Origin of the sequence: Kitasatospora sp. NPDC088783 (assembly GCF_044750705.1) — a bacterium.
In the GTDB taxonomy this organism is placed as follows: domain Bacteria; phylum Actinomycetota; class Actinomycetes; order Streptomycetales; family Streptomycetaceae; genus Kitasatospora; species Kitasatospora fiedleri.
In genome coordinates this window covers 1-21,219 of the sequence record NZ_JBIVKJ010000019.1, presented here as the reverse complement: position 1 = coordinate 21,219, position 21,219 = coordinate 1, and the positions used below count along the sequence as shown (strand labels likewise).

Annotated in this window: 16 protein-coding genes and 2 tRNA genes; 9 read left to right on the top strand and 9 right to left on the bottom strand. The window is 76.6% G+C overall.

The window, feature by feature from the left end:
* Positions 1 to 103: 103 nt before the first annotated feature.
* Positions 104 to 868, top strand: coding sequence for a class I SAM-dependent methyltransferase (locus tag ACIP60_RS33275; protein ID WP_400691841.1), 765 nt, complete (start codon positions 104 to 106; stop codon positions 866 to 868).
* Here ACIP60_RS33275 and ACIP60_RS33270 read toward each other — a convergent pair.
* Complete coding sequence (locus ACIP60_RS33270) at positions 826 to 1,197, bottom strand: MerR family transcriptional regulator (protein WP_400691838.1); 372 nt, start codon at positions 1,195 to 1,197, stop codon at positions 826 to 828. The genes ACIP60_RS33275 and ACIP60_RS33270 overlap by 43 nt on opposite strands.
* A 78-nt stretch (positions 1,198 to 1,275) precedes the next feature.
* Here ACIP60_RS33270 and ACIP60_RS33265 point away from each other — a divergent pair, with 78 nt between their 5' ends.
* Positions 1,276 to 2,559 carry an MFS transporter gene (locus ACIP60_RS33265; RefSeq protein ID WP_400691835.1) on the top strand — a complete coding sequence of 428 codons (1,284 nt, stop codon included), beginning with the start codon at positions 1,276 to 1,278 and terminating at the stop codon, positions 2,557 to 2,559.
* A 280-nt stretch (positions 2,560 to 2,839) separates the two neighbouring features.
* On the opposite strand, the gene ACIP60_RS33260 is transcribed toward ACIP60_RS33265, so the two are convergent.
* From ACIP60_RS33260 to ACIP60_RS33250, 3 genes are all read right to left on the bottom strand, one after another.
* A tRNA-Met gene (locus tag ACIP60_RS33260) sits at positions 2,840 to 2,913 on the bottom strand.
* Between the two features lie 118 nt (positions 2,914 to 3,031).
* Positions 3,032 to 3,105: transfer RNA gene (locus ACIP60_RS33255), tRNA-Met, on the bottom strand.
* A 159-nt stretch (positions 3,106 to 3,264) separates the two neighbouring features.
* Complete coding sequence (locus ACIP60_RS33250) at positions 3,265 to 4,230, bottom strand: PrsW family intramembrane metalloprotease (protein ID WP_400691833.1); 966 nt, start codon at positions 4,228 to 4,230, stop codon at positions 3,265 to 3,267.
* A 703-nt stretch (positions 4,231 to 4,933) separates the two neighbouring features.
* On the opposite strand from ACIP60_RS33250, the gene ACIP60_RS33245 reads away from it, so the two are divergent.
* Positions 4,934 to 5,443 carry a hypothetical protein gene (locus ACIP60_RS33245; protein WP_400691830.1) on the top strand — a complete coding sequence of 170 codons (510 nt, stop codon included), beginning with the start codon at positions 4,934 to 4,936 and terminating at the stop codon, positions 5,441 to 5,443.
* A 45-nt stretch (positions 5,444 to 5,488) separates the two neighbouring features.
* Here ACIP60_RS33245 and trmB read toward each other — a convergent pair whose 3' ends face one another.
* The 3 genes from trmB to ACIP60_RS33230 all read right to left on the bottom strand — a co-directional run bounded on the left by trmB (position 5,489) and on the right by ACIP60_RS33230 (position 9,292).
* Positions 5,489 to 6,319 (bottom strand): tRNA (guanosine(46)-N7)-methyltransferase TrmB, encoded by an 831-nt coding sequence (trmB, locus tag ACIP60_RS33240; RefSeq protein ID WP_100836879.1) that lies wholly within the window; start codon positions 6,317 to 6,319, stop codon positions 5,489 to 5,491.
* A 212-nt stretch (positions 6,320 to 6,531) separates the two neighbouring features.
* Complete coding sequence (lhgO, locus tag ACIP60_RS33235) at positions 6,532 to 7,764, bottom strand: L-2-hydroxyglutarate oxidase (RefSeq protein WP_400691827.1); 1,233 nt, start codon at positions 7,762 to 7,764, stop codon at positions 6,532 to 6,534.
* Positions 7,765 to 7,843: 79 nt separating this feature from the next.
* The gene (locus ACIP60_RS33230) at positions 7,844 to 9,292 is read right to left on the bottom strand and encodes an MFS transporter (RefSeq protein WP_400691824.1); all 1,449 of its coding nucleotides are present in this window, start codon (positions 9,290 to 9,292) and stop codon (positions 7,844 to 7,846) included.
* A 665-nt stretch (positions 9,293 to 9,957) separates the two neighbouring features.
* Between ACIP60_RS33230 and ACIP60_RS33225 the strand changes: the two genes are divergently transcribed.
* From ACIP60_RS33225 to ACIP60_RS33210, 4 genes are all read left to right on the top strand, one after another.
* Positions 9,958 to 12,039 (top strand): asparagine synthase-related protein, encoded by a 2,082-nt coding sequence (locus ACIP60_RS33225; protein WP_400691821.1) that lies wholly within the window; start codon positions 9,958 to 9,960, stop codon positions 12,037 to 12,039.
* 99 nt (positions 12,040 to 12,138) lie between these two features.
* Positions 12,139 to 12,636, top strand: coding sequence for a universal stress protein (locus tag ACIP60_RS33220; RefSeq protein ID WP_400691818.1), 498 nt, complete (start codon positions 12,139 to 12,141; stop codon positions 12,634 to 12,636).
* Positions 12,637 to 12,758: 122 nt separating this feature from the next.
* On the top strand, positions 12,759 to 13,454 hold the full coding sequence (locus ACIP60_RS33215; protein ID WP_400691815.1) for a DsbA family oxidoreductase: 696 nt from the start codon (positions 12,759 to 12,761) through the stop codon (positions 13,452 to 13,454).
* Positions 13,455 to 13,632: 178 nt separating this feature from the next.
* The gene (locus ACIP60_RS33210) at positions 13,633 to 14,088 is read left to right on the top strand and encodes a hypothetical protein (RefSeq protein ID WP_400691812.1); all 456 of its coding nucleotides are present in this window, start codon (positions 13,633 to 13,635) and stop codon (positions 14,086 to 14,088) included.
* 48 nt (positions 14,089 to 14,136) lie between these two features.
* Here the strand turns inward: ACIP60_RS33210 and ACIP60_RS33205 are convergent, their stop codons facing one another.
* Positions 14,137 to 16,128, bottom strand: a complete 1,992-nt coding sequence (locus tag ACIP60_RS33205; protein WP_400691809.1) for a sigma-70 family RNA polymerase sigma factor — start codon at positions 16,126 to 16,128, stop codon at positions 14,137 to 14,139.
* 353 nt (positions 16,129 to 16,481) lie between these two features.
* Entirely contained in the window at positions 16,482 to 17,312 is an 831-nt protein-coding gene (locus ACIP60_RS33200) for a TetR/AcrR family transcriptional regulator (RefSeq protein WP_400691807.1), read from the bottom strand.
* A gap of 696 nt (positions 17,313 to 18,008) precedes the next feature.
* Here ACIP60_RS33200 and ACIP60_RS33195 point away from each other — a divergent pair.
* Together ACIP60_RS33195 and ACIP60_RS33190 are read left to right on the top strand one after the other, a co-directional pair.
* Entirely contained in the window at positions 18,009 to 19,346 is a 1,338-nt protein-coding gene (locus tag ACIP60_RS33195) for an NAD(P)/FAD-dependent oxidoreductase (RefSeq protein ID WP_400692063.1), read from the top strand.
* Between the two features lie 269 nt (positions 19,347 to 19,615).
* Positions 19,616 to 20,848, top strand: coding sequence for a PP2C family protein-serine/threonine phosphatase (locus ACIP60_RS33190; protein ID WP_400692057.1), 1,233 nt, complete (start codon positions 19,616 to 19,618; stop codon positions 20,846 to 20,848).
* Positions 20,849 to 21,219: the final 371 nt, after the last annotated feature.

Genomic DNA, 21,219 nt, shown 5'->3' with positions numbered 1-21,219 from the left:
GCGCCCCCGGCACCGGCTGGACGTGCGACACCCCCGGGCCCGTGGTCGGATGACCACGGGCCCGGGCCGCACCCCGGGCCCGTCGAACGTCCGGAGGCCCCGCATGTGCCCGACCACCCTCGCCCGGCTCTCCCGGCCCGCGGAGGCTCCGCCGGTGCTGGTCACCTCCCGGCCGCTGGACGAGTACTGCGCCTGCTTCGGCCTCACCCGGGTCGAACTGGCCCGGCTGCCCGGCCCCGTCCTGGACTGCCCCGGCGGGGCCGCCGCGCTCGCCGCCGAGGCCCGCGCGCTCGGCTGCGAGGTGGTCGCCGCCGACCCGGGCTACGCGCTCGGTCCGCACCGCCTCGCCGCGCTCGCCGCCGACGGCCGGGCGACCATGGCCGCCGCCATCCGCCGCGACCCCCGCAGACACCTGCCCGCCCTGCGCCGCCCCGAGAAGTACCTGCGCAGCTGGGACCGCGCCCGCCGGCTGTTCACCGCCGACGCCACCGCCCACCCCGACCGCTACGTGGCCGCCGCGCTGCCCCGGCTCCCGTTCGCCGACGGCACCTTCGCGCTCACCCTCAGCTCCTACCTGCTGTTCGCCTACCCGGCCGTCTTCGGCCCCGTCGAGCAGCTCCGCGCGCTGCGCGAACTCGTCCGGGTCACCGCCCCCGACGGCGAGGTCCGGGTCTTCCCGCTGTACGACGAACGCGGCCGGCGCTGCCCGCACCTGACCGAACTGCGCGCCGCGCTGCGCCACCACCGGATCGCCAGCCGCGTCCTGCGCACCGGTGCCACCGGCCGGGTGCTGGTGCTGCGCCCGGCCCACCCGCCGCGCCCCGGCTACCGCCCGGCCGCCCGCAGCGAGCGCACCGCCCCCAGGTAGGCGCCCACCGCGTCCCGGCTGCGGGCCAGGCACTCCGCCCGCTCCGCCAGTTGCCGGTACTCGTGCTCCAGCACCGCCAGCGTCTCCGGCGCGGCGTCCCGGACGTGGAACTGGCCGTCCGTCAGGCAGGGCAGCACGGTGCGGATGGTGCGGGTGGACAGGCCCGAGGCCAGCAGTGAGCGGATCTGCCGGACGCGCTCCACCAGCGGCTCCTGGTACTCCCGGTAGCCGTTCGCGGAGCGGCCCGGCTTCAGCAGCCCCTGCTCCTCGTAGTAGCGCAGCAGCCGGGGCGCCACCCCCGTCCGGGCCGCCAGTTCACCGATCCGCACCGGCTCCTCCGTCCGCCGTCCCCGGCCCGCCGGAAGGACTTGACTCTCACATCGATGTCAGAGTTCGACCATACCCGCATGGCAACCACCCCGTCCGCGCCCCGGCTGCGCTGGTCCCCGCTGCTGGCCCTGGCCACCGCGGCCTTCCTCGGCATCGTCACCGAGGCGCTGCCCGCCGGCGTCCTCCCCGAGATGGCCCACGACCTGCGGGTCGGCGAATCCGCGATGGGCCAGTCGCTGACCGGCTACGCCCTGGCCACCGGCCTGTCCGCGATCCCGCTGGCCCGGGCCACCGCCCACTGGTCCCGCAAGCGCCTGGTGCTGGCCGCCGTCGCCGTGCTGCTGCTGGCCGACGCCGTCACCGCGCTCTCCCCGTCCTACCCGCTCACCATGGCCGTCCGGATCGCCGCCGGGGTCGCCGTCGCCGCGATCTGGGCCGAGCTCGTCGGCTACGCCCGCCGCCTGACCCCGCCCGCCCTGCACGGCCGGGCGATCGCCGTCACCGGCATCGGCGTCCCGCTCGCGCTCTCCCTCGGCATCCCGCTCGGCACCTGGTCCGGCCGGCTGATCGGCTGGCGGCCCACCTTCGCGCTGGTCGCCGTCCTCGCCGCCGCCCTGCTGCTGTGGATCGCCGCCGCCGTCCCCGACGCCCCCGGACGCCGCTCCGGCCGCCCCGAACCCGTCCGCGCCGCCCTGCGCCTGCCCGGCGTGCGGCCCGTGCTGTTCGTCACCGCCGCGTACGTCCTGGCCCACAACGTGCTCTACACCTACATCGCCGCGCTGCTCGACCACTACGGCGCGGCCGACCGCCGCGACCTGCTGCTGCTCGTCCTCGGCCTGGCCGCCGTCGTCGGGCTCGCCGCCACCGGCGCGCTGGTCGACCGGCGGCTGCGGCGGCTCACGCTGGCCGCCGGCACCGCGTTCCTCGCCGCCGTCGCCCTCCTGCTGCTGCCCGCGCCCGCCGCACCCCTGGTGCTGCTCGCCGCCGCGCTCTGGGGCCTCGGCTGGGGCGGCGCCGCCCCGCTGTTCCAGACCGCGGTGGCCGACGCCGGCGGCGAACGCGGCCAGACCCTGCTGGTCGCCACCTGGAACACCGCGATGGGCCTCGGCGGCGCCGTCGGCGGGCTGCTGCTCGACCTGGGCGGCCCCGGCGCGCTGCCCCCGTTCGCCCTCGCCCTGCTGCTGCCCGTCCTCGCCGTCACCGCGGCGGCCCGCCGCCACGGCTTCCCGCCCCGGCGCGGGGCGACGGCCCCCGGGACCCCCGGGACCTCCCGGACCTCCGAGAACGCAGACGGCCCGCGGGCTGCTCCTCGGACCGTCCCGCTGGGGACGGCGACCGAGGCACCGGGGATGTACCGGTGAGCCCACGGGCCGGGTGACTGCTGGAAATTCGCCTGAGCCGGAGACCGAACGGCCTCACCGCTGCGCAGGCAGGGGCGGCTCTAGCGAGCAGCCACCTCACGCATCCTGAAAGAACTCAACTCAGGATCACCTCCTTTCAGTGTGCCGCCACCATAGGCACCGCCCGCCGGGAGAGGCAACGGATTTATTCGGCCGACCTTCCGACCGACCGTCCGGCCGACCTCCGGGCGGGCACGGCGAAGGCCCGGAGGCGTTGCCTCCGGGCCTTCGTGCTACTGAGTAGCGGGGACAGGATTTGAACCTGCGACCTCTGGGTTATGAGCCCAGCGAGCTACCGAGCTGCTCCACCCCGCGTCGGTGAACACCACCCTACCCCATCACGGGACGCACCCGTCACACCGGCGAACGGCAGCACCTCCGGACACACGGCGAAGGCCCGGAAGCGATGCTTCCGGGCCTTCGTGCTACTGAGTAGCGGGGACAGGATTTGAACCTGCGACCTCTGGGTTATGAGCCCAGCGAGCTACCGAGCTGCTCCACCCCGCGTCGGTGAACACGACTCTACGTGAGGCCGGCGGGAAAGGGAAATCCATTTCCCGGCCGAGCATCCGCGCAGGTCGGGACAGCCCCTCGGCCGTCCGTGCCCAGCCCGGCCCAGCCCGGCCCAGCCCGGCTCAGCCCGTCCCGTCCCTGTCCGGCCGCCGGTCAGCCCGGGCGGGACGGCTGCCGGGTGCGGCGGGTCTGTGCCCACACCGCGAAGCTGACCAGCGCGGCGAAGCACGGCACCATCACCAGCCCGTACACCAGCAGGAAGCCGTCCGTGCCCAGTCCGGCCGCCGCGTTCCACACCCCGTGCAGGCCCATCGCCAGCAGCGCGCCCGCCGGTGCGCCGAGCCGGGCCAACCAGCGCCGGCCGGTGGTCAGGGTGATCGCCAGGCCCAGCCCGGTCAGCGCGGTGAACAGCGGGTGCGCGAACGGCGAGAGCAGTGCCCGCAGCACGAAGGTGTGCACCGTCCCGTCGAAGTCCCGCAGGCTGGGCGCCCCGCCCTGTCCGATCGCGTCCAGCCGGGCCTGCCGGTCCGCGGTGAACGCCCGCCCCAGGTAGAGCGCGTTCTCGGTGAACGCGAACCCGCAGGCCGTCACCCCGCCCAGCACCGTGCCCGCCGCCAGGGTGCGCGGGGAGGACCGGGCCCGCTGGCGGCCCGCCGGGGCCGGGCGGAAGTGCGCGGGACGGCCGGGGCCCGGCCAGTGCCACAGCAGCCGGCGCCACCCGGCGCACGGGCGGCCCTGCTCGCAGCGGTGCCGCCGCCGCAACGGCAGCAGCAGCACCAGCAGCGCCGCGCCCTTCGCCAGCTCCTCGATCAGCGGCGTCGCGAACTCCGCGCCCAGGGTCTCCCCCCGGGCGCCCTGGTGGGCGATCAGGAAGTCGCTCGCCCAGCCGTTCGCCAGGATCGCCATCGTGGTCGCCGCGCACGCCCCCCAGGCCAGGCAGAACAGCAGGTGCCGCAGCGGCACCCGGGCGGTCTGGTTCAGCCAGGCCAGCGCCCCCAGCACGAACGGCAGCGGCAGCAGCGCCAGGCCCAGCCCCACCAGCAGCCCGGTCGTCCCGGTCTGCCGCTGCACCAGCCGCAGGATCAGCACCCCCGAACCCGCCAGCGCCAGCGCCGCCACCGCCGAGGACAGCGCCGGCCGCCGGAACGGCCACAGCCGCCGCCACAGCGAGACCGCCGCCGCGGTGCCCGTGACCGGACTACCCGTGACCGGACTACCCGTGACCGGACTACCCGTGACCGGACTACCCGTGACCGGACTACCCGTGACCGGACTACCCGTGACCGGGCCGCCCGTGACCGGGCCGCCCGTGACCGGGCCGCCCGTGACCGGGCCGCCCGTGACCGGGCCGCCCGTGACCGGGCCGCCCGTGACCGGGCCGCCCGTGACCGGGCCGCCCTGCTGCCCCGGGATGCGCCCGCTCGGCACCGGGCGCGGCGGCACGTCCGGGAGCAGGCCGCCGGACCGGCGCGCGGTCGGTTCCGGGAGCGGCCGAGAACCGGTGGGGGGCGTCGGGGGATCGGCGGCCAGGGCGTCGGCCCCCACGGGCGGCCCGGAGGAGGCCCCGCCGCTGGGCGGACTGCTCACCTGCAGCAGGGTAGGCGAAGCCGCCGCCCCGGGGGGAGGGGTCGGCACAATCCGTACCCGCGAGGTGACCGATCGTCAGCGGAGCGGAACGCCCCCCACCGCCCGGCCGGGCCCGTGACATCCGTCATGCCGGGTCGGTGACGGCAGCTCCTGGGCCGGGACCGGGCCGCGCGGGCACAGTGGTGGCACCGCCGGGGAGCGACCGGGCGGCCGGGGACGACACGGGGGAGACACCATGAGCAGCATCGGGTTCGAGACGGCCACCGCCTTCACCGCGACCGGGGCCACGCAGACCGCCGGGGCCGTGGAGACCGCCGGGGCCGCCGGGACCGCCGACGCCTCGCGGCCGAGCGTCGCGGAGATGCGGCTGCCGGTCTGGTTCTTCGGCTTCGAGGGCGTCCTCGCCGGGGCCTTCGACCTGCTGCGGGCCGCCCCCTCGGCCTGGCCCGCGCTGGTCCTGCTGGCGGCCGTCAACCTCGGCGTCTCGCTCACCCTGATGCGCCGGCGCCTCAAGCTCGCGAAGCTGCTGTGGCGCGGCAAGGGCACCCGCAACGTGGCGATCGGCCTGGTCGCCCTGCGGCTGGGCAGCCACCTGGTGCTCGGCCTGCTCGGCGCGGCGGTCGCCTCGACGCTCGGCCACGTGCTGTTCGCGCTGGCGATGAGCACGGTGACGGTCGCCCTGCTGGCCTACGTCCAGCGCACCGCGCTCACCGCGCTGGTCGCCGCGGGCAAGGCCACCGCCTGAGCGACCTGAGCGACCGCCCGGCGACCGCCGACCGCGGCTACCGGCTCAGCGGCGGCGGAACAGCAGGTCGTGCACCACGTGGCCCTTGGCCAGACCGGCCCGCTCGAACTTGGTCACCGGCCGCCACCCGGGTCGCGGCGCGTACCCGGGCACGCTGCCCGCCGGGTGCCCGTCCGGCTCCAGCCAGCCCGAACCGTCGCCCTCCGGGTGCAGGTTCTCCAGCTCCGGCGAGGCGCCCAGCACCGCCAGCATCTGCTCCGCGTACGGCTCCCAGTCGGTCGCGCAGTGCACCAGCGCGCCCGGGGCCAGCCGGGGCAGCACCAGTTCCAGGAACGACGCCTGGATCAGCCGGCGCTTGTGGTGCTTCGGCTTCGGCCACGGGTCCGGGAAGAACACCCGCAGACCGGCCAGCGAGGCGTCCGGCAGCATGTCGCGCAGCAGGATCACCGCGTCGCCCGCCGCGAGCCGGACGTTCTCCGAGCCGTCCCGCTCCAGGAACTGCAGCAGGTTGCCGTGGCCGGGGGTGTGCACGTCCGCCGCGAGGATGCCCGCGGACGGGTCGGCGGCCGCCATCGCGGCCGTGGTGTCGCCCATCCCGAAGCCGATCTCCAGCGTCACCGGCCGGCCCGCGAACAGCTCCGGCAGGTCCAGCGGGGTCCCGTCGATCGCCAGCCCGAACCGTTCCCACCCGCGGTCCAGCGCACCCGCCTGCGCCTTGGTCATCCGACCACGGCGCGGCTGGAAACTGCGGATCCGCTGCTCGCGGTGCTGGGCCTCGGTGGCCTTGTGCGGGTACATCGGCGCGGGGTACGCCGCCGGGGCGGCGGAGAGCCGGGCCGACGCGGACAACTGGGGGCTGGGGGCGGAGGAGGTCACAATCGCACCAGTCTAAGGGAGCCCCCGGGCAGGCCGGCGGGCGCGAACAGGACACGTACCGGCAGGGCGGAGTCGGGGGTGCGGGGGACTGCGCGGCCCGTCGAGCACGCACCGCAGGATCGCGACGCGGGACGGGGGCCTGCCCTGTCCCGCGACCTTGCCGGCGTCCACCCGGCCGGGCGCGCCCCCGGCCGTGCGCGGAACTCCCCGCGTCACCCCGCCCGGAGGGCCGCCACCGCTCGGCGGGCGACCTCGCGGCCGATGCCGAGCGAGGCCGTCGCCGCCGGGGAGGGGGCGTTGAGGACGTGGACGACCCGGCGGGTGGAGCGCGGGTCGGCGGGGTCGAAGCCGGCAAAGGCGAAGTCGTCGAGGAGGGTGCCGTCGCGGGCGACGGCTTGGGCGCGGACGCCCGCGGCGGCGGGGACGAGGTCGGCCTCGGTGACGGCGGGGAGCAGGCGGCGGACGGCGGTGGTGAAGGCGCGCTTGGAGAGCGAGCGGTGGAGTTCGCCGAGTTCGTGGCGCCAGTGCCGGCGGGCGATCGTCCAGGTGCCGGGGAAGCGCACCGTCTCGGCGAGGTCGCGGGCGCTGAAGGTGCGCCAGTCGTAGCCCTCGCGGGCCAGCGCGGGCACCGCGTTCGGCCCGACGTGGACGTCGCCGTGGATGCCCCGGGTGAGGTGCACGCCGAGGAAGGGGAACGCCGGGTCGGGGACGGGGTAGACCAGTCCGCGCACCAACTCCCGCCGCTCCTCGGTCAGTTCGTAGTACTCGCCGCGGAACGGCACGATCCGCACCCCCGGGTCGTCGCCCGCCAGCCGGGCGATCCGGTCGCTGTGCAGTCCGGCGCAGTTGACCAGCACCGCGCAGCGGATCTCGCCGTGCGGGGTGGTGACGGTGACGCCGTCCGGACGCCGGTCGACGCCCAGGACGGGGGTGTTCAGGCGCAGTTCGGCGCCGCGCTCGCCGGCGAGCGCGGCGTAGCGGCGGGCCACCGCGGGGTAGTCGCAGATGCCGGTGGTGGCCAGGTGCAGTCCGGCGATGCCGGTGACCTCGGGTTCGTGGGCGCGGATGCCGGCCGGGTCGAGCGCGGTCAGCGGGATGCCGTTGGCCCGGCCGCGGTCGGCGAGGGCGGCCAGCCGGGGGAGTTCGGCGGGGTCGGTGGCGACGATGAGCTTGCCGGTGACCTCGTGGGCGATGCCCTGCTCGCGGCAGAACGCGACCATCTCGCGGGCCCCGTCGGTGGCGTACCGGGCCTTGAGCGAGCCGGGCCGGTAGTAGACGCCGCTGTGGATCACCCCGCTGTTGCGGCCGGTCTGGTGGGCGGCGAGGGCGTCCTCCTTCTCCAGGACGGCGACGTCCGCGCCGGGGTGCTCGCGGGTGAGGGCGTACGCGGTGGACAGGCCGACGATGCCGCCGCCGACCACCAGGACCCGGACGTCGTGCCTCATCCCCGCCACCCTCCGCTCCGCGGACCACCGGCCCCCGCCCAGATGGTGCCACGGGCGGGGGCCGGTGCGGCGGTGCGCGTCAGGAAGTGGCCAGGACCAGTCGGGCGCGCTCGGTGAGGTCCTTGACCCGCTGCTCGTGCTGGTACGGCTCCAGGCGGCGCAGCAGTTCGACCATGTACTCGCGGCTGCGGTACGAGGAGATCCGCCCGGCCACCTCGACGGCCCGCTCCCCGGCGGCCACCGCGGCGTCCAGGTCCCCCGCCTCGGCCTCGGCCATCGCGGAGACCACCAGCCGCAGGCCGTGCGAGCGGACGTAGCCCTCGGTCGGGCGGGCCAGCGCCTCGCGGGTGAACTGCCGGACCTTGGACGGGACGCCCAGGTCGCGGAAGCACTCGGCGGCGTCGGCGGCGAGGCGGTCGTAGGCGAAGAAGTCGATCCAGGTCGGGTCGGGGTCGCCGGGGCGGGAGCGGTCCAGCGCGGTCTCGGCGGCGGCCAGCGCGGTGGCGCAGGCCGGGGCGTTGCCCGCCTTGGCGTGGGCGCGGGCCTCGACCAGGTGGAAGAAGCTCATGGTGCGGGCGGTGGCCAGGCCCCGGTTGCGCTCCAGGGCGGCCTGGGCGAGGTCGACGGCCTCGTCCGGGAAGGAGCGGTAGGCGGCCTGGAGGCTCATCGAGGCCAGCACGTAGCCGCCGAGCGGCACGTCCCCGGCCGCGCGGGCCAGCCGCAGCGCCTGGATGTAGTAGCGCTGGGCGGCCTCGTGCTGGCCGGTGTCGAAGGCCATCCAGCCCGCCAGCCTGGTCAGTTCGGCGGTGGCGCCGAACAGCGCCCGGCCGACCGCGTCGCTGTACGAGGCGAGCAGCAGCGGGGCGGCCTCGACCCGCAGGCACTCGGGCACCATCGAGGAGCGCCAGTCGCCGCCGCCGTACTTGGAGTCCCAGCGGCGGGCCTCCTGGGCGGCCTCGCGGAGCTTCGCGGCGTCCGCGTGCCCGACCCTCCCCCGGTTCCCGGGGGAACCGGGAGGTGCCCCCCTGCCGGTCAGGTCGGGGACAGCCTCGCGGGCCACCGAGCCGTCGGCGGGCGTGATCAGCCAGCGCGAGACGGGCGTGGCGTACGCGGCGACCGAGAACGTCCCGGCCAGGCTGTCGCTCCACCGGCCGCCGCCGGGGCCGCGCCGCAGGTCCAGGTCGACCCGCCACAGCTCGGTGGCGGAGCGGACCGCCTCCGGGACCTCGCGCGGGAACTCCAGCCCGAGTTCGGGCGTGGGGTGCGAGTCGGCGAGGCCGATCTCCTCCAGCGGGACGGGGCGGCCGAGCTTGTTGCCGAGCGCGGTGGCGATCAGGTGCGGCACCGGGCGCTGCGGGACCATCCCCTTGGTCACCCAGCGGGCCACCGAGGTCTTGTCGTAACGGAGGGTCAGGCCGCGCTGCGCGCCCAGGTCGTTGACCCGGCGGGCGAGCCCGGCGTTGCTGATCTGGGCGAGCGCGAGGAGTGCCCCGAGCCGGTCGTTCGGCCCTCGTGAGCTGACGGTCATGGTGGCGGTGGCACCCCCTGGCGACGTCGTGCGCGGATGGCGGCGGGCCGCGGCGAACCGCAGTGGGCCACCGGACTGCTTGCACCTAGCGTAGTCGTCCGCGTTCCGACGGTTAAGAGGTCGCATTCCGGTTGGCGGGAACGCGCCGCGTCGGGGACCGGCGCCCGGACGCCCGCCGGACGTCCTGCGGGCAGTTGCCGGACGCCCGTGCTCCGGTCCCGTGCCCGCGTGCGCCACCCGTGCTCCCTGGCCGCAGCGGCAGGTGGGCGATTCGCTGGAGGCTGTGGATCGGCCCGCCGCCGAGGACCCGGCGGGCCGGGGGAAACGCTGCCTCAATTCCCCGCGGGCAGCTGCGCGTCCGGGAGGGCATGCGGATGCCCTCCCGGGCCGTGCGACGGCTTTCGGCCAACTTCGGCCGACCCGCGACGGTCGCGGCCCTCCTCCGCGCCGCCGTTCCAGGCCACCGCCCGTGCGCCGGACGGGAGTTCGAGACCCGCACGGCCCGGGCCCCGGAGGGGGAGGCCTGGCCCGTGCGTTCCGCCGCGGCCCCGAAAGCCTGGCGCTCACCCGCCCCATCGGTGGCACGATGTCTCCTGACGGCGCGCCGACCCCGTACGCCCGCCCGGGGGTCCGCCGCGCGCCGCGGCACCACAGGTGGAGGCGCGATGCGGTGGCTCACCGGCTGGAGCGGCCTGACCGCCGCCGACCCGGCCCTGGCCGCGGTCCGCCCGATCGCCGGCACCCTGCTCTGGGGCGGCCCCGACCCGCTCTGGGCGGTCGGCGACTGGCGCCCCGACGAACTGCGGCTGGCCGTGCTCCGCCCCGGCGGCCCCGCCACCGTCCGCGGCGGGCTCGACCCGCACGACCCCGCCGACAGCGCCGACCGGGACACCCCCGCCACCCTGCGGCTCGCCGTGGCCGGCCGCTGCGGCGCCACCGACCGCGAACTCGCCGACGGCCTGGCCGCCGCCCGCGGCGGCGCGCTGCGCCACCTCACCCACTGGCCCGGCAGCTACACCGTCGTGCTGCGGGCCGGCACCCGCTCCACCGTGCTGCTCGCCGACCTCGCCGGCGCCCAGCCGGTCTTCCACACCCCGTTCGCCGGCGGCACCGCCTACGCCACCGCCGCCCTCCCGCTCGCCGACCTGGTCGGCGCCCCCGTCGACACCGCCCACCTGGCCGCCCGGCTGGCCACCCCCGAGACCCCCGAGACGCTCGGCGACCGCACCCCCTACCGGGGCGTGCGCCGCGTCCCGCCCGGACACGCGCTGGGCATCCGCGGCGGACGGCCCGGCCACACGCCCTACCCGGAGAGCGGGGCCGAGGAGCGCGCCGAGGCCCCCGCCGTCCGCGAACTCACCCGTGCCCTGCTGGAGGCCGTCCGCTGCCGGGTCCGCGCCACCGGGCCCGCCGACCGGCCCCGGCTCGGCGTCGACCTCTCCTACGGCACCGCCTCCGCCACCGTCGCCCTGCTGGCCGCCGCCGTCCCGCTGCCGTCCGGCCCCGGCACCGACCCCGGGCCCGAACGGCCCGCCGCCCGCACCGGCGCCGTCAAGGGCTCCTGGGCCCGCCGCGCCGAACCGCCCGAACCCGAGACCCTCCCCGCCGTCACCCTCGGCGACCCCGACGGACCCGCCCTCGCCGTGCACGCCCCCCGCCTGCGCCACCTGCTCGTCCCGCCGGTCGCCCCGTACGCCGGCCTCGCCGACCCCCTGGCCGGCCCGCTCACCGACGAACCCGGCCCCGCCCTGGTCCACGCCGCCCGGCACACCGCCGCCCACCGGGCCGGCGGCGCCGACCACCTCACCGGCCACGGCGCCCGCCAGGTCCTGGACGGCCACCCCGCCCGGCTCGCCGACCTGGTCCGGGCCGGCCGCTCGCTCGACCTGCTCGCCCCGCTCGCCGCCCTGGCCGGCGCCGACCGGGCCACCGCCGGCGCCCTCACCGGCACCCTGCACACCCCCGTCACCGTGCTGCGCGCCGCCCGCCGCCTCGCCCGCGCCCGCTACGCCGACGCCCTCGACGACCTGGCACTCCACCTGACGCTCCGTCAGGAACCGGCGTCCGAAAGGACGGTGGGCCGCGCCCTGGCCGCCGACCTCGCCTGGCACCGCCCCGGCCCCGCCGCCCACCTGCTCGCCGACGAACCGCTCGCCGCCCTCGCCCAGCACCTGCGCACCGCCGCCCGCGGCAGCGCCCCCACCGAGGCCCCCGGCGCCCGCCGCGCCCGGCTCGCCCTGCACCGGCACGCCGCCCACTACCGCACCCTGGTGCACGCCACCGAACAGCACGGCCAGCGCTTGCACGCCCCCTTCCTCGACAACCAGGTGGTCCGCGCCGCCCGGCTGCTCCCCGACGACCTGCGCCTGCAACCCGGCGCCCGGCACGCCCTGCTCGCCGCCGTGCTGGCCGGCACCGGCCGCACCGACCTCCCCGCCGACTGGGGCCGCGCCCCCGGCCCCGACCCGCACGCACCCGCCCGCCGCGGCCTGCGCGCCGCCGCCCCCGCACTCGCCGAACTCCTCGACCGCCCGCTGCTCGCCGAAGCCGGACTGCTCGACGCCCCCGCCGCCCGCAAGGCGCTCGCCGCCGCCACCGACCCCGCCGGGAACGCCCCGCCCGGCACCCTCGCCGCCCTCGCCGACCTGGTCGCCGCCGAACTCTGGCTGCGCCGCCTGGCCGCCCGCCGCCCCGGCTCCTCCTGGACCGGCCTGCCCGCCGCGCCCCGCGCCGCCCTGGAAACCTGACCCCGGACCGGGTGCGCCTGCCCCGCCGCCGGCCGCGCGCCGGATAGCGTCGGGAACCCCCGACCCGCTGAGCCCCGAGTCCCTCCCGGAGCGCGCGCCATGACCGCCACCCTCCCCGTGCACCACGAGGCGCCGCCGCCCGGCGCCGCGATCCTCACCGGCTGCGACGGCTCGGACGCCGCGCTCTGGGCCCTCGACCGCGCCATGACCGAGGCCGAGGCGCACCACCTCCCGCTGTACGTCCTGGCCGCGGTCAACCCCTCGCCGACCGGCTACCCGCCGGGCATGGCCGACCTGGTCCAGGAGAGCATCGAGCGGCTGACCGAGAGCATGGCGGACGGCCTGCGCCGCTCCGTCGCCACCGTGCAGTCCGCCCGGGTCCGCCCGTACGCCGGGCAGCTCGCCCTGTACGTCGTCCTCGGCAACGTGATCGAGGTGCTGCTCCGGGCCGCCGACGGACGGCACACCCTGGTGGTCGGCACCCGCGGCAACGGCGGCTTCGGCCGGCTGCTGCTCGGTTCGGTCAGCACCGCGGCCGTGCACCACGCCACCTGCCCGGTGCTGGTCGTCCCCGCACCCCCCGCCGAGGGGGCCTGAGGGGACCGAACCGCGGGGGCCTGACCGGAATGTCCGCGGATGGTTGAGCGTTCACCTTCCGTCGGACGGCCGCCCCCGGTCGCCCGGGAGCACCCGAACCGCCGGACAGGAGCCCGCCCGCCATGAAGGTCGAAATCTACTCGGACATCGCCTGTCCCTGGTGCTACGTCGGCAAGCGGCGCTTCGAGCAGGCACTCGACCGGTTCGAGGGCAAGGACGGCGTCGAGGTGGTCTACCGCCCCTACCAGCTCGTCCCCGACGCCCCCGAGCAGGCCCGCCCGCACCGCGAGTGGCTCGCCGAGCGCTACGGGCCGCAGTCCCTCGCCATGGACGCCCGGATCACCGAGGTCGGCCGCAGCGTCGGCATCGACTACGACTTCGACGCCGCGCTGGAGGTCAACACCCTGCGCGCCCACCGCCTGCTGCACCTCGCCGAGACCGAGTACGGCACCGCCGTCCAGGCCGCCCTCAAGGAGCGGCTGCTCAAGGCGCACTTCTCCGAGGGCGTCGACGTCGGCGACGTCGAGGCGCTCGCCGCCCTGGCCGCCGAGACCGGCATCGACCGCGACCGGGCCGCGGCCTACCTGGCCGGCACCGAGGGCGAGGCCGAGACGCGCGCCGCCCTCGCCGAGGCCCGCGCCATCGGCGTCACCGCCGTCCCGACCTTCGTCTTCGAGGGCCAGTGGGCCGTCCAGGGCGGCCAGGAGGCCGAGACCTTCCTCCAGGTCCTGCGCCAGGTCGAGGCCGAGACCGCCAAGCGGATCACCCCGCTCGCCCCGCCCGCCGACACCTGCGAGGACGGCGCCTGCGCGATCTGACCCGGCGCCGCCCGGTGCCACCCGGCGCTTCGACCGGCGCGGCGACGGACGGCGCGGGTAGTACCCCGGTATGACGGCGGTCCGGCTCCCCGGTGTGATGACCCGTACCGCCCCGCTCCGGGAAGGTGGCGGGTGTCCGCCGGGAGACCGGCAAGTACCGCGCAGAAGGAGCCCGCAGATGGCCGTGACCGTGCCCGCGACCAGCCCTCGGACCGCCGTCCCGGGCCGCCGGACCGCCGCCGCGGCCGTCCCCGTCCTCCGGGCCGGTCTGGCCCTGCCGGCCGGCCTGGCCGCGACCGCGCTGCTGCTGGCCGGGCGGCGGACGGCGGCGGAGCGCCTGCAGCCCGGGCCGACGGGCGTCGGCCGGCGGCTGGCCCGGCTCCTGCTCGGCCTGCCGCTGGACGCGTCCGCCCTGCTGCTGTTCGGCTACGCGGTCTTCAACTCGGTCCGCAACTTCGGCTACCCGCTCTGGTACCTGCACACCGACTACCACCAGGCGTGGGGCGGGCCGACCATGGCGGGCGTCTGGGCCGTCCACGCCGGTGGCTGGGCGCTCTGCCTGGTCCTGCTGCTGCGCTGGCCGGTGCGCTGGATCGCCCGCGGTCAGCAGGCGCTCACCGCCCGGCTCGGCTGACCGCCGCGCCCGGCCGGTCGTCGCGCCCGACCGGCCGAACCGCCGGGTTCAGCAGGTGATCCGGGCCTGCGCCCAGTCCGCCAGGTCGATCACCGGCAACGAGCCGCGGACCGGGGTGACCACCAGGCGGATCGACGTCCGGCCGTCCAGCGGGACGTGCACCGGCACCGGGCGGTCGCCCGCGGACATCCGGGGGGAGCTCCACAGCACCCGTCCGTCCTCGCCCTGCACCGAGAAGACCGCCTCGCCGTAGCTCACGCCGAAGTCGTCCAGCCCCGCGACGGCGTCGAAGGACCGGCAGGCGCGGTTCAGGTCCACGGTCACCCGGGACGGCACCGGGGCCGCCAGCACGTGCGCGTAGCGGGTGCCGTGCAGCCAGGCCGCGGGCCGTTGCAGGACCTGGCCGCCGCGGACGGTCGGGGTGTCGGGGACGGCGCGCCGGCCCCGGTCCAGCGGCAGCTCGTCCAGCCAGAACTGGCGCGAGGTCACCACCGGGGGCGTCGGGGTGGGCGTCGGCGTCGGGCTCGGGGTGGGCGTCGGGGACGGCGGCGGCACCTGCCGCGGGGTCGGCGTCGGCGTCGGGGACGGCTTCGGCTTCGGCTTGGGCGTCGGGGACGGGGTGGGCTTCGGCGCGGGCGTGCGGCTCGGCGTCGGGGTGGGTGTCGGCGTCGGCGTCGGCGCGGGGGACGGCGTCGGACGCGGGGCCGGGGCCGGGGCGGGCGGGGGAGCCTGCGGTGCGGTGACCACCGGCGGGGCCGCCACCGCGGGCGCGGGCTCCGGCGAACCGGTCAGCGCGAACGCGGCGACCGCCGCCGCGACGACGGCGATCCCGGCCGCGATCCCGGCCTTCGCGGCGGTGCCGAGTCCCTCCCCGGCCGCTGCCGCCGCCCCGCCGCCGGACGGACCGGCGCCCCCGGCCGCCCCCGCGGCCGTCGCCGCCCCGGTGCTCGCCGCACCGCCGGCCACCGCCGCCCCGCCCACGGCCGCCCCGGTGACGGCGGCGCCGCCGACCGCCGCGGCCGCCACCGCGAACCAGCCGCTGCCGACCCAGAGCAGCGCGCCGCCGGGCAGCACCGCCCGCAGGCCGTGGTTGATGTCGGCGAGCTCCAGGTACGCGGCGGTGCAGCGGGTGCAGTCCTGGACGTGCTTGCCGACCTCCGCCGAGGCGCGCTTGCGCAGCGAGCCGCGGGCGTACGCGCCGAGCCGGTTGGCGTACCCGGCGCAGCCGGACTCCTGGCTGCCCGAGACGTGCGCCTGGAGGAACGCGGCGGCCAGCCGGTCGCGGGCCCGGTGGGCCTGGACGGCGGTGGCGTTGGCGGTCTTGCCGAGCATCACCGCGACCGTCTTGGGCGACTCCCGCTCGACCTCGGTGTGCCAGAGCACCACCCGGTCGTCCTCGGGCAGTTCGGCGTACGCGCGCATCACCATCCGCTGGTCGGCCAGGGCCAGCGCCCAGGCGTCCGCGCCCGGGTCGGCGAGGTCGAACTCGACGGTGGCGGCGGAGGCTTCGGCGAAGCCGGTGAAGTCGTCGACCAGCTGTTCGCGCCGGTCCGAGCGGGCCCAGGCGGCGGCCACGTTGCGCACCGCCGTCAACAGGTAGGCCCGGACGGCGAACTCGGGTCCCTTGCCGGCCTTGAGCGCCTGCAGGGTGCGGGCGAACACCTCGCCCGCCAGGTCCTCCGCGGTGAAGCTGTCCCGGCAGCAGGTCCGGGCGTAGCGGCGGACGGCGTCCGCGTGCCGGCGGTAGATCTCCTCGTACGCGGCGTCGTCCCCGGCCCGCACCAGGGCGGTCAACTCGGAGTCGGAAGGGGGCCGTTCGCCGTCCACCGGGTCGGCGGGGGCGGGTACGACGGCGCGGGACGGGAGCTCCTCGCCGATGAACGCCTCGGGGGCGACCCCGCCCCGTCCGGCCGGCGCCTGGCCGGGCACCCGGCCGGTCAGCGACTCGCGGGCCGGGCTGCCGCCCTGGTCCGGCACCTGGCCGGGCGTCTCCAGGCCGGAGCCGAACTCGCCCGCGTCGCCCTGCTCGTCGGGGTTCACCGGGCCCCGCCCCGCCGCACGGCGCACGGCACGGGCCGCCCCTCGGATTCGACGGCGGTCACGGTGCGCAACGGGACAATGGCTCCAACCACGGGCAAAGAATGGCATAGCGCGGCGACCACCGGTAGCCGGGTCCGCCCCGTCCCACCCGTCCGGGCCGCCGCTCGCGGACCTGTTCGAACCTCGGCCGCGCAAGCACCGCGCGTACCCGGAACGTTCCGCGCGCCCCCGGCCGGAGCGTCGCGCCGGGCGGCGTCCCGTCACCCGAACGGCGCGTCCCGGCCGCTCCCCGGAACCCGCCCGCCGGAGAGGCGCCCGCACGGTGCGTCAGAACGGCCGCGCACCGGGCGATTTCAGGCCGCGCGCAGGCCCTGGAGCAGGATCTGCAGCAGCCGGTGTCCGGCCCCGCCCTCCGGCTCGCCCTCCCGCACCGGGACGGCCGCGGAGGCGTGCACCGGCACCGCGGCCGTCAGCACCAGCACCACGTCGGCCACCGTCACCCCGGGCCGCAGCTCGCCGGCCGCGCCCGCCCGGGCCACCAGCGCCGCCAGCAACTGCAGCAGCAGCCGCGGATCGGCGCTCTGCTCGCCCTCGGCGACCGGCGCGCCGCCGAACGCCCGCAGCTCGGTGCCGCGCTGCTCGGGCACCCGGCCGATCTCCTCGGCGTACCGGAACGCCTCCGGCGGCAGCAGCCGCCCCGCGCCGGAGGCCGCCGCCCGCTGCAGGAAGCCCGCCAGCGCGTCCCACGGGCCGGTCAGCCCGCCGTACAGCGACTCCCGGGCCTGCGCGGTCAGCCAGGACACCTCCTCGGCGGCGATCCGCTGGACCAGCACCTCCTTGCTGGGGAACCGCCGGTACACGGTGCCCACGCCGACCCCGGCCCGCCGGGCGACCTCCTCCATCGGCGCTCCGTAGCCGAGTTCGCCGAACACCTCGCGGGCGGCCCGCAGCACGCTCTCCAGGTTCCGCCGGGCGTCCACCCGCAACCGCGAACCCGCCCCGCGCCCGGACTCGCCCTGGCGCTCGCGCTCACGTTCGCGCTCACGTTCGCGCTCGCGTTCACCGGGCGGAAAGGCGTACCGCTCCCGCTCGCCAGGACCGCGCTGCTCCGGCACCACGTCCACCGCGGCCCTCCCGAACGCCGCGACCGGCACCCGGCCCGCGACCTGATCCTGCTCCGACATGCCAAACCTCCCCCGGGGCACCCCGTCCCGGGTACCCGAACGGCTACTACGCCCCCTGGTGTGCGCCGCCGACACCGGCCGTGGTCCGACGTCCGCGCACTACCTTCCCCTGACGGCTCCCGTGCAGTCGCGTCGACGCCACCAGGTCCAGGGCGAACGGACCGGCGCCATTGGCGGTCCGAAGCACAATCCGACCATAGTTCAAGGAAGTTCGCCGCAGAAGTGCACCACTGATCGCCCCGGACCGGTCCGACCCGGCCCCCACGTGCGGACAAATCCCCGCACGCCCCCGCCGCGGACCCACGTGAGACGAATCACAGCCCGATCATCGGGCCGGGCGACGCCCCCGTTCACCCCGACTTGCCTTCCTTTGCCGGACCTTGACGAGCCGTCAGTTCGAACCGCCCCGCTCCACCCCGCTCCGCACCGCCGGACGGGCGATCGGACGTGCGAACGGACGAAAGCCGGACGAACGGTCGGACGTACACATTCCCGCCCCCCGCCCCCGCTCTCCGCACCACCCCCGCCCGCCCCCGCGGAAGACGCCCCGCCCGGCCCGGCAACCCCGGCGGCGCCCGCTTTCCCGGCCGGATTCGGACCGATCCGGCCCTGACTGTGGACAAGAGCCCACCACCGGGTGCGTCATAGGGGGAACGTGAAACGGGTCACAGCACCAGGGCCGGCCGGAGGTGCCCCATTCGAGTCCTGATCATCGGCGGAGGCTGCGCCGGACTGAGCTCCGCGCTGCGCCTCCAGCAGCTGCTGCGCGACCGGCTGAGAACCCGCCGGATCGAACTGACGATCGTCGAACCCCAGCCCTACCTGACGTTCCAGCCGCTGCTGGCCGAGGTCGCCGCCGGCACCATCGACCCGCGCCACGTGGTGGTCCCGCTGCGCACCGCGCTCCCCGACTGCCGGGTGCTCACCGCCCGGGTCACCAGGATCGACCACGCCACCCGCACCGCCTGGGTGGACGCCGCCCCGCGCGGCGAACTCCGGCTGCCCACCGAAGTCCGCTACGACGTCCTGGTGATGGCCCCCGGCTCGGTCTCCCGCACCGCCCCCGTCCCCGGCCTGGCCGAGCACGGCATGGGCTTCGCCACCGTCGGCGAGGCGGTCGCCCTGCGCAACCACGTCCTGGAACAGCTCGACCTGGCCTCCTCCACCCGCGACCCCGAACTCCGCCACGCCGCACTGACGTTCGTCTTCGTCGGAGCCGGCTACGCGGGCGTCGGCGCCCTCGCCGAACTGGAGGACATGGCCCGCACCGCCACCAAGGGCTACCACAACCTCGACCCCGACGACCTGCGCTGGATCCTGGTCGAGGCCAAGGACCGCATCCTCGGCGAGGAGACCCCCGAACTCGCCGCCCACACCCTCGCCGAACTGCGCGAACGCAACATCGACGTCCGGCTCTCCACCACGCTGGAGTCCGCCGCCGACCAGCGCATGACGCTCTCCGACGGCAGCCGCTTCGCCGCCCGCACCCTGGTCTGGACGGCCGGCATCCGCCCCGCCCCCGTCCTCGCCCTCACCGACCTCCCGCTCGACGCCGCCGGCCGGATCACCTGCCTGCCCACCCTGCGGATCGCCACCCCCGACGGCCTCCCGCTGCCCGACGCCTGGGCCGCCGGCGACTGCGCCGCCGTCCCCGACCACACCGGCGAACCCTGCGCCCCCAACGCCCAGCACGCCCTCGCCCAGGCCAGACTGCTCGCCGAGAACCTGGCCGCGGAGCTGGCCGGCCGACCCCTCACCGCCTACCGGCCCGAAGACCCCGCCTGCTCCACCTCGCTCGGCCTGCACCGCGCCGTCGCCCACACCCGCCGCGGCACCCGCCTCACCGGCCGCCGCGCCTGGTGGCTGCACCGCGTCCGCCAGCTGCGCCGCCTCCCCACCCGGGAGCGCCGGATCCGGGTGCTGACGGACTGGCTGTTCGGCGGCCTCTTCCCCCGGGAGGTGGTCGCCCTGGGCGCCATCGAGCACCCCCGGGCCGAGTTCGAGTCCGGCTTCACCACCGGCCCCGGCACCTGACGCCCGCACCGCCTCCGCCTTCTTCCTCCGCCTTCTCTCTCCGTCTTCACCCGTCGCACGGGAGTGCACCACCGGCGCGCACCTCACCGAACGCGCCGTACCGATGGCACGACTTCCGGAATCACCCCGGAGCCTGACAGGATCAACCCCGGTGGAACCATTACGGCGAGTGCAGACCCGCATACGCATGGTGATCATCACACCGCAGCTGCCCGTCGACCGGCACCACCTCCCATCAGTCCCCGAGGAAGCGGCCAACGTTGGACCTCATGCGCTGGAGCGCCCGGCTCACCGGAGCCGCCTGGCGGGCCACTCCCGCCACCGCGGACGAACCCGTCACCGTTCCCGCCCCGCGCGACCCGGCCGCCCCCTGCCCCGACCCCCGCGACGCCGAACAGCCCTACGACTTCCGCGACGTCCTGCGCCGGCTCCCCGCCCCCGTCGCCCTCACCCACGGCCCCCACCACCAACTCGGCTACGCCAACCGGGCCTACCGCGACCTGTTCGGCGCCCGCACCCCCGGCCGCCCCGCCGCCGAGTCGCTCCCCGAACTCGCCACCCTCGGCGTCCTCCCGCTGCTCGACCAGGTCCTGCGCAGCGGACGCCCGCGCAGCGTGAAGTCCCGCTGCATCCTCGGCCTCGGCGGCAACCGCTACTACAACATCGCCTGCGTCCCGCTCGGCCCCGACGAACACGCCACCCCCACCGGCGTCCTGGTCTTCGCCACCGAGGTCACCGACCAGGTCCAGTCCGCCGGCCGCCTCCGCGAAGCCGAACGCCGCCAGCGCGAGGCCGCCGTCACCCTCCAGCACAGCCTCCTCCCGCAGAAACTCGAACAGCCCGCCGACCTCCACGTCGCCGCCACCTACCAACCCGGCGGAGCCGACGCCGCGGTCGGCGGCGACTGGTACGACGTCATCGGCCTCGGCGGCGGACGCACCGCGCTGGTCATCGGCGACGTCATGGGCCGCGGCCTGCGCGCCGCCGCCGTCATGGGCCAGCTCCGCACCGCCGTCCGCGCCTACGCCCGCCTCGACCTCCCCCCGCACGAGGTGATGACCCTCCTCGACGGCCTCGCCATGGAGATCGACGCCAACCAGATCGCCACCTGCACCTACGCCGTCTGGGACCCGGCCGCCACCACCCTCGTCTACGCCTCCGCCGGCCACCTCCCCCTCCTCCTCCGCAGCCCCGACGGCACCGTCCTGCGCGGCGAGGAACAGAACGGCCCACCCCTCGGCACCGGCGGCGCCGGCCACCTCTCCCACACCCTCCGCCTCCTCCCCGGCACCACCGGCGTCCTCTACACCGACGGCCTGGTCGAACGCCGCGACCAGGACATCGACCAGGGCATCGACCACCTCGCCCACACCCTCACCGGCCCGGTCAGCACCCCCGACACCGTCTGCTCCCGCCTCCTGCGCGCCCTGGGCGTCACCGCCGAGCACGACGACGACGTCGCGATCCTGGTCTTCCAGGTGCCGTCCGCCGGCACCACTTGATCCCGGGCCCCCAGGTATGTACAGTTCTTCGAGTTGCCTGACAGGGAGCACCGAGCACGCATCTGCGTGGACGGTCCCGGGGCGGCCAATCCCCTGAGAAACAAACCGCTGGATCCGTGACGGGTCGCGTCTCTTTCGCGTCCCCGTTCGTATTCGTCGTGCGTTTTTTCGGAGATTGCGGCCGATTCGCTTTTCGGAGCGGGGATCGGCTAGAGTTTGAAACGTCGGACGGGCCGTCAGGCCGCGAAAGACGAAAGCGAGTCGGGAAAGAGCACAAGCTCGGATCTGATAAGCTGGAAACACGAAAGAACGAAGCGCCCGGAGGGTCCGCAGGAATGCGGCTCGAAGGAAGCGTCCGTTCCTTGAGAACT